This is a genomic window from Pantoea sp. sgz302252, from assembly GCF_042610525.1.
Lineage (GTDB): Bacteria > Pseudomonadota > Gammaproteobacteria > Enterobacterales > Enterobacteriaceae > Erwinia.
In genome coordinates this window covers 68,767-84,400 of the sequence record NZ_JBHDVM010000015.1, presented here as the reverse complement: position 1 = coordinate 84,400, position 15,634 = coordinate 68,767, and the positions used below count along the sequence as shown (strand labels likewise).

Genomic DNA, 15,634 nt, shown 5'->3' with positions numbered 1-15,634 from the left:
GAGTTATTTCACTTCCAGGCCTTTCGCCTGCATATCCGCATGGTAGGAAGAGCGGACGAACGGGCCGCAGGCCGCATGGGTAAAGCCCATTTCCAGCGCCGCCTCTTTCATTTCGTCAAACTCCGCCGGGCTGACGTAGCGCTGTACCGGCAGGTGATGGCGGCTTGGCTGGAGGTACTGGCCCAGCGTCAGCATGGTCACGCCGTGACGGCGCAGATCGCGCATCACTTCTACTATTTCTGCGTTGGTTTCGCCCAGCCCGACCATTAAACCGGATTTGGTTGGGATTTCAGGATGCGCCTCTTTAAAGCGCTCCAGCAGCTTCAGCGACCACTCATAGTTGGCGCCTGGACGCACCTGACGATAGACGCGCGGCACGTTCTCCAGATTATGATTGAAAACATCCGGCGGCGTGGCGTTAAGGATATCCAGCGCGCGATCCATACGGCCACGGAAATCCGGCACTAAAGTTTCAATCTTGATGGTTGGGCTTTTAGCGCGGATAGCGCTGATGCAGTCGGCAAAGTGCTGAGCGCCGCCGTCGCGCAGATCGTCGCGGTCAACCGAGGTAATGACCACATAACGCAGGCCCATATCGGCGATGGTTTGCGCCAGCTTTTCCGGCTCGTTGGCATCCGGCTGAACCGGACGGCCGTGCGCCACGTCGCAGAAAGGGCAGCGACGGGTACAGATAGCGCCCAGGATCATAAAGGTGGCGGTGCCGTGGTTGAAACATTCGGCAAGGTTAGGGCAGGAAGCCTCTTCACAAACGGAGTGCAGACCGTTTTTACGCATGGCGGCCTTGATGCCCTGAATGCGGCTGGAGTCGGCAGGGAGCTTGATCTTCATCCACTCCGGCTTACGTAAAATCTCTGTGCGCTCGGTGACCACGGTTTTAACCGGGATCAGCGCCATCTTATCTGCATCGCGGTATTTGACGCCGCGTTCCATTTGAATTGGTTTACTCATAATCTTGCTGTTTCCAGGTTGGCATGCGCTAGTCAGCCGCGTGACGTTCAAATTTTTTTGAGAAAAGCGCAAAAATTATATCATCTCGCCGCGCGGGTTACAGCCGGGTGGGGCGAGAAAATGTGACGAAATTGTAAAGTTATGGTCGCCACGGCCGATCCAGCCACTGCACTTCCGTTATCGCCAGCAGCCGGGCAAAGTGCTTAACCAACAGCGGCTGCACATCCGCCAGCGTCACGCCTGGCCTGAAGGCGGAAATCTGCGTCATCTCCAGACCGGCGTAGCCGCAGGGGTTGATGCGCCTGAACGGCGACAGATCCATATTTACATTTAAAGCCAGACCGTGGAAAGAGCTGCCGTTACGGATGCGCAGGCCCAGCGAACAGATTTTTTGGCCCTCGACATAAACGCCCGGCGCGTCCGCTCTGGCGGCGGCCTCAATATCATAATGCGCCAGCGTAGCGATAACCGTTTGTTCAATAGCTGTGACCAGCTCGCGAACGCCGGTTTTGCGACGTTTGAGGTTAACCAGCACGTACATAACCTGCTGGCCCGGCCCGTGATAGGTCACCTGGCCGCCACGATCGCTCTGCATTACCGGAATATCGCCCGGCATCAGCAGATGCTCGGCTTTGCCTGCCTGTCCCTGGGTGAAAACCGGCGGATGCTCCACCAGCCAGATTTCGTCGGGCGTAGTGCTATCGCGCTGGTTGGTGAAATCGTGCATCGCCTGAGAAACGGGCGCCCAGGGCTGCTGGCCGAGCTGACGAACAAGTAGGGTATCCTGATGCATGGAGAGTCCGGTCAGGGAATAAAGAGGGGAGTATAACGCCGAACGAGGGCTGCGGTCAGCCCCCGTTGGTTATTACTACAGCACCATGCGCACGATTTCTATCTTGCCCAGCTCTTCATACAGCGTCTCTACCTGTTCGATATGGGTCGCGGTGATGGTAATGGAAACAGAGTGATAGTTGCCTTTGCTGCTAGGTTTTACATCCGGAGAGTAATCGCCCGGCGCATGGCGCTGAACGACTTCAACTACTTGATCAACCAGCTCCGGCTGCGCCAGACCCATCACTTTATAGGTGAAAGGGGTAGGAAACTCGAGCAGTTCTTTAAGATTGGTTTTCATAGGGGCTCCGGTAACGCCAAAACAAAGACTCCCGCAACAGCGGGAGCCTACAGATAATATCAATATGGGGGGCATTCAGGCTGAAATCAAGCGCTGAACGCGGCTGAATTAGCCGAACCAGTGATGGAACATCAGCTTGATGTAATCCACGATGCGGCCGAAGAAACCGCCTTCCGGCATTTCGCTCAGCACCACCAGCGGATGCTGCTCAATGGTTTTGCCGTCCAGCTGGAAGTTAATGGTGCCGACCACCTGGTTTTTCGCCAGCGGCGCGTGCAGTTCGGTGTTGCTCAGCGTGTAGCTGGCTTTCAGATCTTTCATGCGGCCGCGAGGGATAGTCAGATAAACATCTTTCTGCACGCCCAGCTGCACACGGTCGCTGTTGCCGAACCAAACCGGCTCGGAAGCGAACTCTTTGCCCGCCTTCAGCGGCGCGACGGTTTCAAAGAAGCGGAAGCCCCAGGTCAGCAGCTTTTTGCTCTCTACTTCGCGGCCCTTAAAGGTGCGTCCGCCCAGCACTGCCGAAATCAGGCGCATCTGGCCTTCCGTCGCGGAGGCGACGATATTGTAGCCTGCCTGGCTGGTGTGGCCGGTTTTAATACCGTCAACGTTCAGGCTGGTATCCCACAGCAGGCCATTGCGGTTGGTCTGGCGAATATTGTTGAAGGTGAAATCTTTCTCTTTATAGACCGAGTATTCATCCGGCACGTCGCGGATTAGCGCCTGGCCGATCAGCGCCATATCGCGAGCCGAGCTATACTGGCCGTCCGCATCCAGGCCGTGTACGGTCTGGAAATGGGTATTTTGCAGGCCCAACGCCTTCACGTAGTTGTTCATCAGGCCGACAAAAGCATCCTGGCTGCCTGCGACGTAATCCGCCATCGCTACGCAGGCGTCGTTGCCGGACTGCAGCACGATACCGCGGGTCAGCTGGGAAACCGGCACGCGATCGCCAGGTTTCAGGAACATCAGCGAAGAGCCTTTAAACACCGGATTGCCGGTAGCCCAGGCATCTTTGCCAACGGTAACGACATCATCCTGATGGATTTTGCCCGCTTTCACCGCCTGGCCGATGACATAGCTGGTCATCATTTTGGTCAGGCTGGCCGGATCGCGGCGCGCGTCGGCGTTTTTCTCTGCCAGGACTTTGCCGGAGTTATAGTCGATCAGCACGTAGGCTTCGGCATCAATATCCGGCACGCCAGGGATCATGGTTTTGATGTTCACGTCTTCGGCGTGGGCGAAAGCGGTCAGGCTGAGGGCGATCAGCGAACCTGCCGTCAGGCGTTTAAACAGTTGGGAAGAGGTCAGAGTATTCATGTCGGGGACAACAACATCCATGGCTAAGTTAAAAAAAAGTGACCCACTATAGCAAATGCGTTTCAGGGCGGCATCCGTCTTTACCTGCGCCAGCAGGCGCAGCGCGGCGCGCATCACATTTTACCGGGCGCGGTGGTCACGAAAGACGTCAGGCTGGCTTCGCTGGCGAGCCGCTGCTGCAGCGCAACAGCCTGCTGGCGCGAAGTAAAACGGCCCAGCTGCACGCGATAGACGTTACCGCGCGCATCAACGCTGCCCGGCACGCCGAACTTTTTACCCAGCGAAGAAGCCAGCTGTTGGGCACGAGCGGCATCGCTTAGCGCGCCAGCCTGTACAACAAAGAATGTTCCTGCGGCGGCTGGCGCGGCAGCGGGCGACGAGACCGGCGCGGGCTGCGTTGGAACGGGCTGTGCCGCGACCGGCACTGGCTGAGGTTCGCTACCTTCCAGCACGCCATTAGCCAGCGGTTGTGGCGCGCCTAAAAATCCGCTACTGCGTACCGGCGCGCCCAGGTTGTCGTCGCTACTGAGCGTGCTGTTATCTACAGCGCGGACATCGGACTGATTTGCAGCGGCAGGCTGCGCTTCTTCACTCATATCCTGAGAAGCCGCCGCGCCGCCCATCACGACCATACCGCCGCCGATATCGGGACGAGGCGGCAGCGCGTAGCTCTGTTTGGCTACCGTAGTGCCGATGGTGCCAGGGCCGGAAAGCGAGCCGTCCGGCGCGACCTGGATATAATCCACCTTCACGCGGGTATTATTGGAGATATTCAGGCGATCGCCCGCCGCTTTCGACAGGTCGATAATGCGGCCCGGCTTATAAGGCCCGCGATCGTTAACGCGCACCACGATTTGCCGACCGTTCGCCAGGTTAGTCACGCGTACATAGGCGGGCAGCGGCAGAGTAGGGTGAGCTGCCGTCAATGCCTGCGGATCGTATTGTTCGCCGGTGGCCGTGCGGCTACCGTCAGCCGTTTCGCTGTACCAGCTTGCCAGCCCGGTTTCGCTAAAGTTCGCCGGATCTTTGACGATGCGGTAGCTTTGGCCATTGACGCGGTAATCCTGATTAGTATTGGGATTCAGCGGCTCATAGCGCGGCTCCACGCCGCCAATTTCAACCACAGGGCCATTATAGGTTTGCTGCTGCTGGGTAACGGGGGCCTGCTGTTGTTCGCTAACACAACCCGCCAGTAGCGTTGCCGCCAGGCCAATCCCGAGCCAATCCTTACGCATATAAGCCTCTTAAACGCTTTTTGACAACAGTTTACGGTGAGTATGAATCGACATAATAATGCCGAATCCGGCCATCAGAACAATCAGCGCGGAGCCGCCGTAGCTCACCAGAGGCAGCGGTACGCCGACCACGGGTAATATACCGCTGACCATGCCAATATTCACAAAAACATAGACAAAGAAAATCAGCATCAGGCCGCCAGCCATCACGCGGCCAAAAGTAGTCTGCGCCCTGGCCGCCATCAGCAGGCCGCGCATAATTACCAGAACATAGAGCACCAGCAGCACCAGTACGCCCACCAGCCCCAGTTCTTCGGCCAGCACGGCGAAGATAAAGTCGGTATGGCGTTCAGGTAAAAACTCCAGCTGCGACTGGGTGCCGTGCAGCCAGCCTTTGCCGCGCAGGCCGCCGGAGCCGATAGCGATTTTCGACTGAATAATATGGTAGCCCGCGCCCAGCGGATCGCTTTCCGGATCCAGCAGCATCATTACCCGGTCGCGCTGGTAATCGTGCATCAGGAAGAACCAGAGTACCGGAATAAAAGCGGCGACCAGCAGCACGGCGACCAGGATTAGCTTCCAGCTCATGCCCGACAGAAACAGCACGAACAAACCGGAAGCCGCAATCAGAATGGCGGTGCCCAGATCGGGCTGCGCCGCTACCAGCAGCGTTGGCATAAAGATTAATACCAGCGCGATGGCGGTGTTTTTCAGCGTTGGCGGACAGACATCGCGGTTAATAAAGCGTGCCACCATCAGCGGCACGGCTATTTTGGCGATTTCCGAAGGCTGAAAACGCACCACGCCCAGATCAAGCCAGCGCTGCGCGCCCTTACTGATATGGCCGAAGGCGTCTACGGCCACCAGCAGTATGACGCAAAGAATATAAAGGTAGGGCGCCCAGCCTTCATAAACGCGCGGCGGGATCTGCGCCATTACCAGCATAATGACGATACCCATCGCAATCTGGCCCAGCTTGCGCTCCATCATGCCCGGGTCCTGGCCGCTGGCGCTCCAGATCACCAGCGCGCTGTAAACCAGCAGCGCAGCAATCAGAATGAAAAAGGTCGGATCGACATGGATTCTTGTCCAGATCGTACTTTTCTGATGACGATCGTTCATGGTTATTCGCCTTCGTAGCCAGACGGCACCGGAGCGGCGTCTGGCAGATTGGTATTGTTATCCCCGAGCATAATATGGTCGAGGATTTGCCGCATAATGGTGCCAACCGCTGGCCCGGCGCCGCCGTTTTCCAGAATCATCGCCACCGCCACACGGGGATGATCGTAAGGAGCAAAAGCGGTCATCAGCTTGTGGTCGCGTAGCAGTTCGGAAATTTTATGGGCGTTGTAGGTTTCGTTTTCTTTCAGGCCGAATACCTGCGCCGTCCCTGATTTGGCAGCGATTTTATAAGGCGCGTCGGAGAAGCTCTTGCGCGCCGTGCCGTTGGGCCGGTTGGCGACGCCGTACATACCGTCTTTGGCTATCTCCCAGTTACCGGAGTGAATATCGGCTACCGGCGGGATCTCCGGTTGTTTCCACGGCACGGTAACGTTATCCACCTTATTGGCCATCATTAAATGCGGCGTGCGCACTATGCCGTCGTTGATCAGGATCATCATCGCTTTGTTCATCTGCACCGGCGTGGCCGTCCAGTAACCCTGGCCGATGCCCACCGGAATGGTATCGCCCTGATACCAGGGTTTTTTAAAGCGCTTCATTTTCCATTCGCGGGTCGGCATATTGCCTGCCGTCTCTTCGACCAGATCGATGCCGGAAAGGCGGCCGTAGCCGAATTTCCCCATCCATTCAGAAAGGCGGTCGATGCCCATATCAAAGGCGACCTGATAGAAAAAGGTATCCGCCGACTCTTCCAGCGATTTGGTGACGTTAAGATGGCCGTGGCCCCAGTGCTTCCAGTCGCGGAAGCGCTTCTCCGAGCCGGGTAGCTGCCACCAGCCGGGATCGAACAGGCTGGTGTTTTTATTAATCACGCCCGCAGAAAGCGCCGACACGGCGATATAAGGTTTTACCGTAGAAGCGGGCGGGTAGGCCCCCTGAGTGGCACGGTTAATCAGCGGCCGGTTCGGATCCTTGAGCAGCTTGTTGTAATCCTTGCTGCTGATGCCGTCCACAAAAAGGTTTGGGTCGTAGCTGGGCATGGAGACCATCGCCAGGATTTCGCCGTTGCGCGGATCGGTCACCACTACGGCGGCGCGGCTGCCCGCCAGCAGCGTTTCAATATACTGCTGCAGTTTAAGATCTATGGTCAGCCAGATATCCTGGCCAGCCTGCGGCGGCTGCTCGTGGAGCTGGCGGATAACGCGGCCGCGGTTGTTGACTTCAACCTCTTCATAGCCGGTTTTGCCGTGCAGAATATCTTCGTAATAGCGTTCAATACCGAGCTTGCCGATATCGTGCGTGGCGGCGTAGTTCGGCCATTTTCCCTCTTTATCCAGCCGGTCGACGTCGCGATCGTTGATTTTGGAGACGTAGCCCAGTACGTGGGTCAGGGCGGAGCTGTAGGGATAATAGCGACGCTGGTAGCCTTTTACCTCGACGCCGGGAAAAGCGTACTGGTTAACGGCGAAGCGCGCGACCTGTACCTCGTTCAGCCCGGTTTTTACCGGAATCGAGGTAAAGCGGCGCGAGCGCTTACGCTCTTTCTGGAAGGCAACGATATCTTCATCCGTAAGATCTACTACCGGGCGCAGCGCCAGCAGCGTTTTTTCCAGATCGTCAACCTTTTCAGGCACCAGCTCAATTTGATAGATGGTGCGGTTCAGCGCCAGCGGCGTGCCGTTGCGATCGTAAATAATGCCGCGGCTTGGCGCGACGGGTACCAGCTTGATGCGGTTTTCATTGGAGCGGGTGCTGTAATCGGTATAGCGAATAATTTGCAGATGATAGAGGTTAGCTATCAGGATGCCGGAAAGCAGTAAAATGCCGAAAAAAGCGATCATCGCCCGCCGAACAAACAGCGTCTGTTCGGCGGTATAGTCACGAAAGGCGTTACGTTGTAATTTCATCCGCTGCGTTAATCTGTCCTGGGCTATTCGCGATGATAAGGGTGATTCGTGGTAATGCTCCACGCCCGATAAAGGCTTTCTGCTACCAGCACCCGTACCAGAGGATGGGGCAGCGTCAGCGCAGAGAGCGACCAGCTCTGCTCCGCGGCGGCTTTACAGGCGGGCGCCAGGCCCTCCGGGCCGCCGATTAGCAGGCTGACGTCGCGGCCGTCCTGTTTCCAGCGCTCAAGCTGTACGGCCAGCTGCGGCGTTTCCCACGGCTGCCCTGGAATATCCAACGTCACGATGCGGTTACCTTTGCCTACGGCAGCCAGCATAGCTTCGCCTTCTTTTTCCAGAATCCGCTTGATATCGGCATTTTTACCGCGCTTGCCGGCCGGCACTTCGGTCAGCTCAAACGGCATATCCTTGGGAAAGCGGCGCAGATATTCCAGAAACCCGGTTTGCACCCAGTCGGGCATTTTGGTGCCGACGGCGACCAGCTGCAGCTTCACCCGTTAGCTCCAGAGCTTTTCGAGTTCGTAGAGGCGGCGGCTCTCTTCCTGCATAACGTGCACGATTACATCGCCCAGATCCACTACCACCCACTCGGCGGAGGCTTTGCCATCAACGCCCAGTGGTTTCAGTCCCGCCGCACGTGACTCTTGTACCACATGGTCAGCGATAGAGGCGACATGGCGCGTTGAGGTGCCGGTACAGATAATCATGCAGTCGGTAATACTGGATTTGCCCTGTACGTTGACAGAAACAATATCCTGGCCTTTTAAATCGTCGATTTTATCGATGACGAATTCCTGGAGTGCTTGACCTTGCAAAAGGTTCCCCTCTGAATACGGTTGAATAAGAGATAAATCCGCCGGGCGGAAGCGCTATTATCCCACGTCGGCGCGGAAGATCCACGATCCTTAGCTGAATAATTGTGAGCTTGTGTAGCCGTACGGTAAAAATCATGGCAGCGGAGGATAACAGTCCGGGGCTAAGAGTCAATGGCGGCTGGCCGATAGTTGCGCCGGAGCGGGCCAAAGCGAGAAGGGGAAAAGCGGAAGAGCGCGATGGCCCTTCCGCCTGCGTTAGCGGTTACTTATCAGTAATGACCAGATCGGGGAAGTGAGATTTTACGCACTCTGCATAGTCGCCTTTCTTGAAGGCGCTGTAAGGCGTTTGATAGCCAACCAATTTACAGGCGTAGCTTTTACCGCCAGGATTTTTGTCGTTGTAATCCCAGCTCTGCTCCCAATAAATAGGCAGGGCGCCAGCGCCACCCTCTGAGAACTGCTTCATATTCTTACAACCCAGCACCTCGTTAGCAGCGATCGGTACGTCCAGTTCTTTAGCAAAAGCCTCGTAGTATTTGATGCGGTTGAGCGACTGGGCAACTTCCACGCTGCCGCCGCACTCTACGCCGCCGTTAATGATTTGTGTAGTGACGCCGAAGCCGGGCACCAGTCCATCCGCTTTATCCTGCGCGTTAGGCTGCCAGGTGCCGTCAATAACAAACTGCATGCTGGGCTTAGGCGGCTGCGGATAGATGTAGAAGAAGATGGCGCTGGCAAGGTTCAGCCAGGTATCCGCGACCAGTTCAGGTTTGTCGAGCAGCACGCGGACATCACCGTACATGGCTTCGGAGAAAGGACCGTAGTTGTAGTTGTAGCTCAGCTGCTTGGCACCGCGGCCAAAGTAGCTCAGGTAACGACCTTCTTTATCTTTGCCGCAAGGCCAGGTTTTGCCCTGCCAGGTGTCGGGATTACATTCGCCGTTGTAGCCGTTAGGCTGGCCTTCAGCCCAGCCCATTTCACGTACCCAGTGCAGGCCCTGGCGCCATTCCGGCACATCGCCGTGAACGTTGTGTTCGCCAGTTTCCTGCGCAAAGTGCGCAAACATGGTCGCCAGGGTTTTGCGACAAATTGCATCGGCATCGCGGCCGTCTTTGAAATCTCCGCAGAGGCGCGGGAATTTGCCTACGGCTTTCAGGAAGTTATCATAGGTATAGGCAGTGTCGCGGCGTGGGAAAAGGTGATCCCAGCGCGTGGCATCGATGATTTTCTCCACACGCTTCACGTTGGCAGGGTTGGAAGCTGCGCCAGCGGTGATTTTTTCTACCTGCGCATTATCCAGCGTGGCGATAGAGGCCATCACATCGCTCATCAGGCCGCCGCTGGTCAGTTCCGCTTCAGCTTTATCCAGCTCGGTGCGGGAAATCACCATTCCGGCCTCCGGCTGCGTATCGCTGGCGTCATCGCCGCTGGCGCCGGTATGCACCGCCCATGCGGATTCCCAGCCATGGCCCACGCCCGGCTCGTATGCCAGCGCACTACCGCTGCACCAGGCCGCTACGCCTTCACGGCAGATATAATTTTTGCCGCCGTTGCTGACGATATCGCCTGATTTATAAGCCGTACCTGCTACGTAAGGCGGATAGTCTGAAGGCGTGACTTCCGGTACCGGCGCTGGTTCAGGCTTGACTTCAGGATCGGGTTGTGGCGCTGGAGCAGGGTTTTCGCCAGCATCTTTTACCCATTCCCACGGCGTATCCCACGGATTTTCTACGACGGCATCCGGGCGCTGACCTGCGCCAGCCCACCATTTGGCATGATAAGTTTTACCGTCCAAAGTGACATAAGAACCGGCAGGGTAAGTTTGTTGCGGATTATATAATTCGTAGGCGAAGGCATTGCAGGAAAACGCAATGCAGCTTGCCAGCAGCAGCCTTTTGAGTATTTTCGTTTCTTTTTTCATTTTATTGTTCCCGGTAGAGAGGTTTTATTCTCCACGGCAGGAAGCATAAAAAAGGGCCGCCAACCGTGGATTCCCGGGCGGATTTTTAAGCTGTGGCAGGTAAAGCGCAAATCAATAATAATGAATTAAGCTAATAATTAACTTAAGCATTGCTGCGTGGAATTATAAATAAAAAATCATGCCAGATATTATTAATGACTATTTTTGGCGGGATAAAGCTGTTGCTTATCCATCCACTTAATAACTTCATCCGGCAGCATTCCTTCACAGGAAAGCCCGGCGTGGCGGCGTTCACGAATAGCTGTAGCGGAGACAGGCAGCAGTAGGGTATCGGCAAGATAAACCAGTCCGGCAGGCTGCTGATGCAGATGAGAAATCACTTTTGTTTGATGTCTATCCAGCCAGCTTTGCTGTTCCGGCGTTTCCATCTGTTCAGCGTAGCCGGGGCGTTTACAAACCAGCAGATGGCAATAATCCAGCAGCTCCTGCCAGCGATGCCATTTGTGCAGCGTCAGCAGTGAGTCCTGGCCAATAATAAAACCCAGCGGCTGCTTTGCGCCGCGCTCTTTGCGGAGTTCAATCAGGGTGTCAATTGTCCATGAAGGGGTCTGACGCCTTAATTCCCGCTGGTCGATATCAAAAAGCGGATTACCGGCTATTGCCAGCGCAAGCATTTTTACGCGCTCGGCAGGCGAGGCTTCCGGCTGGGGACGATGCGGCGGCACGTTATTAGGCAGCAGCGTGATTTTTTGCAGGCCAAGATGGGCGGCCAGCGCCTCTGCCGGACGAAGATGGCCGTAATGCACAGGATCGAAGGTGCCGCCGAACAGTGCCTGAAGCTTTACTTGTTCAGACATCGCAAAAGGCCTCAGGAAAAGAGCCGGAGCAGACCAGCAGCGACAGCGTTTCCAGCTCGCTCCACACTGCCTGGCCGTAATCCTGCTTAAGCGTCAGCTCAATACGGGTCAGCAGGCTCACCGCCTGCGCCAGCTGTTTCGCTCCCAGCCTTTGCAGCGCTTCTGTATAGAGCGGGCGACGGTTTTGCCAGATACGCTGCTGATCGAACAGCGTGCGCAGCGGCGTCTGCTGCATCTGGCGCTGCAGTTTAAGCAGTGTCAGCAGCTCTCTTTGCACAGTTCGCAGCAGGATAACCGGCTCGCTCTCCTCCGCTTTTAGCTGGCGCAGAATATGCTGTGCCCGCTTGCTTTTGCCAGCCAGCAGCGCATCTACCCAGTGAAAAGGCGTAAAGTGGGCGGCATCGTTGACTGCCTGTTCAACCCTCGGCAGCGTTAGCTTGCCATCTGGCCAGATCAGCGACAAACGAGCCAGCGCCTGCGACAGCGCCAGCAGGTTACCCTCGTAGCAGTAGCAAAGCAGCTGTACCGCCGCTTCATCCGGCTTCAGCCCCATGCTTTTGGCGCGGGCATTGACCCAGCGGGGCAGCTGAGCCTGTTCCGGCGCCTGGCAGGGTACGATAACCGCGTTAGCGCTGAACGCCTTAAACCAGGCGCTGTTTTCCTGCGCTTTGGTTAATTTCGGCGCGCGCAGTAGCAGCAGAATATCCTCGTGCAGCAGCGTGGAGAGCGTCAGCAGCTTTTCCGCTATGGCGGCGTTCGGGCCGTTTTCCGGCAGTGACAGCAGCAGCGTCTGGCGGCTGGCGAACAGGCTGAGCGCCTGACAGGCGGAATAGATGGCATCCCAGTCTGTTTGCTGATCGACCACGACGCTGATATGTTCGGTAAAGCCTTGCTGCTGCGCGCTGGCGCGCACGGTATCCTGCGACTCCTGCAGCAGCAGCGGCTCATTACCGCTCAGAATGTAGCAGGCGCGCAGCCCCTCGCGGAGCTGCGCGCCAAGCTGTTCAGGATAGATCCTGATCATCTGGCGTAAGAGGTCTCAGGCAAAGCGGTACGCGGCGACGTCTGATCGATAGCCGGAGGCGTATCCCCCAGCGTATTCACCGAACTGTCGTTTTCCGCCGCATGCACTGTCAGCAGCTTACGCACCAGCTGCTGGGCAGCCTGCACGCGCATTTCACTGTAGATGATGTCCTGCTCCGAATCCTTCGCCAGCGCCGCCAGCGGGTTATCGAAGAAGGAGCGATAAACCGTGGCGCTGATCGGATAGATGCCCTTGTTAGGGATCAATACCTGCGCGTTTACGGTCATCACCAGCGAGTACTCTGCGGTTTTACCGTCCTGGAAAATCGATGCGGTATCGCGACCCTGGCTTTCCGTACCTATACGCAGCGACGGCACGTCTTTGCGCAGGCCCGGTTTTTCCAGAATAGTGACGTTATTCAGGCGTAGCTGCTCGCGCACGGCGCGCGCCAGCGGCCCGTAAGGGTCGCCCGAATCCACAATCATGGTTTTCAGCTCGGGCGGAACCGAAGTGGTTCCGCGCAGGTGATAGCCGCAGCCGGCGGTAAGCAGTACCAGCCCGGCGATAAACAAAGAGATAATCTGTCGCACTCTTCCTCCTGACCTTAACCCACGACCAGGTTAAGCAGCTTGCCCTGAATGTAGATCTCTTTACGGATGGTTACGCCATCAAGGTACTTCGCCACAAGGTGTTCCTGCGCGGCGCGCGCCTTGACCTGCTCCTGGGTTGCATCCGCTGGTACGGTGATTTTACCGCGAACCTTGCCATTGATCTGCACCACAACCAGCGCCGACTCTTCGACCATTGCCGCTTCTTCAGCCTGCGGCCACGGCGCGTTGTCTACCTCGCCTTCGCCGCCCAGCGCTTCCCAGAGCGTGAAGCAGGCGTGTGGCGTAAATGGATAGAGCATGCGCACTACAGCCATCAGCGCTTCGTTCATCAGCGCGCGATCCTGTTCGCTTTCCTGCGGCGCGCGCGCCAGCTTGTTCATCAGCTCCATAATTGCCGCGATAGCGGTGTTGAAGGTTTGGCGACGGCCGATATCGTCCGATACTTTGGAGATGGTTTTATGCAGATCGCGACGCAGCGCTTTCTGATCTTCGTTAAGGCTGTCCAGATCGAGCGCGCCCGCCGGGCCTTTTGCCGTATGCTCATAAACCAGCTTCCAGACGCGCTTCAGGAAGCGGTTAGCGCCTTCCACACCCGACTCCTGCCACTCCAGCGTCATTTCTGCCGGGGAAGCGAACATCATAAACAGGCGCACGGTATCCGCGCCGTAACGTTCTACCATCACCTGCGGATCGATGCCGTTGTTTTTCGACTTGGACATTTTGCTCATGCCCGCGTAAACCAGCTCGTGGCCGAGTGCGTCGGTAGCCTTAGTGATGCGGCCTTTTTCGTCGCGCTCTACGGTGACGTCAACCGGCGATACCCAGTTACGCTCGCCGTTGGCGCCCAGCCAGTAGAAGGCATCCGCCAGCACCATGCCCTGGCACAGCAGGCGTTTGGCCGGCTCGTTTGAGGTTACCAGACCCGCGTCGCGCAGCAGCTTGTGGAAGAAGCGGAAGTAGAGCAGGTGCATAATTGCGTGCTCGATGCCGCCAACATATTGATCGACCGGCAGCCAGTAGTTGGCCGCAGCCGGATCCAGCATGCCTTTATCGAAATCCGGGCAGGTATAGCGCGCGTAATACCAGGAGGATTCCATAAAGGTATCGAAGGTGTCGGTTTCGCGCAGCGCTGGCTGACCGTTAACGGTGGTTTTCGCCCATTCCGGGTCGGCTTTAATCGGGCTGGTGATGCCGTCCATGGTGACATCTTCCGGCAGGATCACCGGCAGCTGATCTTCCGGCGTTGGCATGACCGTGCCGTCTTCCAGCGTTACCATCGGGATAGGCGCGCCCCAGTAGCGCTGGCGCGAAACGCCCCAGTCGCGCAGGCGATAGTTGACCTTGCGCTCGCCAACGCCTTTTTCCGCCAGCTTGTTGGCGATAGCGTTAAAGCCTTCTTCGTGCGAAAGCCCATCGAACTCGCCGGAGTTAAACAGCGTGCCTTTCTCGGTCATTGCCGCTGCGCTCAGGTCTGGTTCGCTGCCGTCAGCGTTCAGGATCACTGGCTTGATCGGCAGATCGTATTTGGTGGCGAACTCCCAGTCGCGCTGGTCGTGGCCCGGAACAGCCATTACCGCGCCGGTGCCGTATTCCATCAGCACGAAGTTAGCGACCCATACCGGTATTTTTTCGCCGGTCAGTGGGTGGATGGCGAACAGGCCAGTGGCCATGCCTTTTTTCTCCATTGTCGCCATGTCTGCTTCGGCGACTTTGGTGTTGCGGCATTCGGCAAGAAAATCTGCCAGCACAGGATTGTTCATGGCGGCCTGGATAGCCAGCGGATGGCCAGCAGCAACCGCAGCATAGGTCGCGCCCATAAAGGTATCCGGGCGGGTGGTATAAACGGTCAGCTTCTCTTCGCTTTCCGCTACGTCGAAGGTGATTTCCACGCCTTCGGAGCGGCCGATCCAGTTGCGCTGCATGGTTTTGACCTGCTCAGGCCAGCTCTCCAGCGTATCCAGGTCGTTCAGCAGTTCATCGGCATAGGCGGTGATTTTAATAAACCACTGCGGGATCTCTTTACGCTCGACCTTGCTGTCGCAGCGCCAGCAGCAGCCGTCGATAACCTGCTCGTTAGCCAGCACCGTCTGATCGTTCGGGCACCAGTTAACGGCGGAGGTCTTCTTATAGACCAGGCCTTTTTCGTAGAGTTTGGTAAAGAACCACTGCTCCCAGCGATAGTATTCCGGCTGGCAGGTCGCCAGTTCGCGGCTCCAGTCGTAGCCAAAGCCCAGCAGTTTCAGCTGGTTCTTCATGTAGTCGATATTGTCGTAGGTCCAGGGCGCGGGCGCAGTGTTGTTTTTTACCGCGGCGCCTTCTGCCGGCAGACCAAACGCATCCCAGCCGATAGGCTGCAGCACGTTTTTGCCCAGCATGCGCTGATAGCGGGAGATAACGTCGCCGATTGTGTAGTTACGCACGTGGCCCATATGAAGACGGCCGGAAGGATAGGGCAGCATAGAGAGGCAGTAATATTTCTCTTTGCCTTCGTCTTCAGTGACTTTAAAGGTTTGCTTGTCGTCCCAGTGCTGCTGAACACGGGATTCTATCTCTTCCGGGCGATATTGCTCTTGCATGGCGGCCAGTGGTCCTTTTTCAATGCGCCGGGCGGTCCGGCTTTTTGTACGTTCAGATCCGCATAGCATAGCCGATTCGCCCCCGGCGCAACAACAGTAACCGCCCTGACAGCGGGCATTTCTCTGCAAGCTGGAAGACGACAGG

At 57.0% G+C, this 15,634-nt stretch carries 13 protein-coding genes and 1 pseudogene; all 14 read right to left on the bottom strand.

What is annotated here, in order from left to right:
* Positions 1–3 precede the first annotated feature (3 nt).
* Positions 4–969, bottom strand: coding sequence for a lipoyl synthase (lipA, locus tag ACETPC_RS21060; RefSeq protein ID WP_380184425.1), 966 nt, complete (start codon positions 967–969; stop codon positions 4–6).
* 139 nt (positions 970–1,108) lie between these two features.
* On the bottom strand, positions 1,109–1,762 hold the full coding sequence (lipB, locus tag ACETPC_RS21055; protein WP_380184424.1) for a lipoyl(octanoyl) transferase LipB: 654 nt from the start codon (positions 1,760–1,762) through the stop codon (positions 1,109–1,111).
* Between the two features lie 75 nt (positions 1,763–1,837).
* The gene (gene ybeD / locus ACETPC_RS21050; protein ID WP_158783723.1) at positions 1,838–2,101 is read right to left on the bottom strand and encodes a DUF493 family protein YbeD; all 264 of its coding nucleotides are present in this window, start codon (positions 2,099–2,101) and stop codon (positions 1,838–1,840) included.
* A gap of 108 nt (positions 2,102–2,209) precedes the next feature.
* Positions 2,210–3,421 (bottom strand): D-alanyl-D-alanine carboxypeptidase DacA, encoded by a 1,212-nt coding sequence (dacA, locus tag ACETPC_RS21045; protein ID WP_380184454.1) that lies wholly within the window; start codon positions 3,419–3,421, stop codon positions 2,210–2,212.
* Positions 3,422–3,534: 113 nt separating this feature from the next.
* The gene (gene rlpA / locus ACETPC_RS21040) at positions 3,535–4,656 is read right to left on the bottom strand and encodes an endolytic peptidoglycan transglycosylase RlpA (RefSeq protein WP_380184423.1); all 1,122 of its coding nucleotides are present in this window, start codon (positions 4,654–4,656) and stop codon (positions 3,535–3,537) included.
* Positions 4,657–4,665: 9 nt separating this feature from the next.
* On the bottom strand, positions 4,666–5,778 hold the full coding sequence (gene mrdB / locus ACETPC_RS21035) for a peptidoglycan glycosyltransferase MrdB (protein ID WP_380184422.1): 1,113 nt from the start codon (positions 5,776–5,778) through the stop codon (positions 4,666–4,668).
* Between the two features lie 2 nt (positions 5,779–5,780).
* Positions 5,781–7,685, bottom strand: coding sequence for a peptidoglycan DD-transpeptidase MrdA (mrdA, locus tag ACETPC_RS21030; RefSeq protein ID WP_380184421.1), 1,905 nt, complete (start codon positions 7,683–7,685; stop codon positions 5,781–5,783).
* Between the two features lie 23 nt (positions 7,686–7,708).
* Entirely contained in the window at positions 7,709–8,179 is a 471-nt protein-coding gene (gene rlmH / locus ACETPC_RS21025; protein WP_380184420.1) for a 23S rRNA (pseudouridine(1915)-N(3))-methyltransferase RlmH, read from the bottom strand.
* Between the two features lie 3 nt (positions 8,180–8,182).
* Positions 8,183–8,500, bottom strand: a complete 318-nt coding sequence (gene rsfS, locus ACETPC_RS21020; RefSeq protein ID WP_336143814.1) for a ribosome silencing factor — start codon at positions 8,498–8,500, stop codon at positions 8,183–8,185.
* Between the two features lie 268 nt (positions 8,501–8,768).
* Positions 8,769–9,944: pseudogene (locus ACETPC_RS21015) on the bottom strand (chitinase); the annotation flags it as partial.
* Between the two features lie 668 nt (positions 9,945–10,612).
* Positions 10,613–11,278, bottom strand: a complete 666-nt coding sequence (nadD, locus tag ACETPC_RS21010; RefSeq protein WP_380184419.1) for a nicotinate-nucleotide adenylyltransferase — start codon at positions 11,276–11,278, stop codon at positions 10,613–10,615.
* Entirely contained in the window at positions 11,271–12,302 is a 1,032-nt protein-coding gene (holA, locus tag ACETPC_RS21005) for a DNA polymerase III subunit delta (protein WP_380184418.1), read from the bottom strand. Before holA ends, nadD begins: the two co-directional genes overlap by 8 nt.
* A complete protein-coding gene (lptE, locus tag ACETPC_RS21000; RefSeq protein WP_380184417.1) occupies positions 12,299–12,892 on the bottom strand; it encodes an LPS assembly lipoprotein LptE in 594 nt (197 codons plus the stop codon). Before lptE ends, holA begins: the two co-directional genes overlap by 4 nt.
* A 14-nt stretch (positions 12,893–12,906) precedes the next feature.
* On the bottom strand, positions 12,907–15,489 hold the full coding sequence (leuS, locus tag ACETPC_RS20995; protein ID WP_380184416.1) for a leucine--tRNA ligase: 2,583 nt from the start codon (positions 15,487–15,489) through the stop codon (positions 12,907–12,909).
* Between the last annotated feature and the right edge of the window lie 145 nt (positions 15,490–15,634).

Coding starts and splice junctions, on each gene's coding strand:
- rlpA (WP_380184423.1), bottom strand. CDS start 4,656: ATGCGTAAGGATTGGCTCGGGATTGGCCTGGCGGCAACGCTACTGGCG.
- nadD (WP_380184419.1), bottom strand. CDS start 11,278: ATGTCTGAACAAGTAAAGCTTCAGGCACTGTTCGGCGGCACCTTCGAT.
- mrdB (WP_380184422.1), bottom strand. CDS start 5,778: ATGAACGATCGTCATCAGAAAAGTACGATCTGGACAAGAATCCATGTC.
- holA (WP_380184418.1), bottom strand. CDS start 12,302: ATGATCAGGATCTATCCTGAACAGCTTGGCGCGCAGCTCCGCGAGGGG.
- leuS (WP_380184416.1), bottom strand. CDS start 15,489: ATGCAAGAGCAATATCGCCCGGAAGAGATAGAATCCCGTGTTCAGCAG.
- lipB (WP_380184424.1), bottom strand. CDS start 1,762: ATGCATCAGGATACCCTACTTGTTCGTCAGCTCGGCCAGCAGCCCTGG.
- mrdA (WP_380184421.1), bottom strand. CDS start 7,685: ATGAAATTACAACGTAACGCCTTTCGTGACTATACCGCCGAACAGACG.
- lipA (WP_380184425.1), bottom strand. CDS start 969: ATGAGTAAACCAATTCAAATGGAACGCGGCGTCAAATACCGCGATGCA.
- ybeD (WP_158783723.1), bottom strand. CDS start 2,101: ATGAAAACCAATCTTAAAGAACTGCTCGAGTTTCCTACCCCTTTCACC.
- dacA (WP_380184454.1), bottom strand. CDS start 3,421: ATGAATACTCTGACCTCTTCCCAACTGTTTAAACGCCTGACGGCAGGT.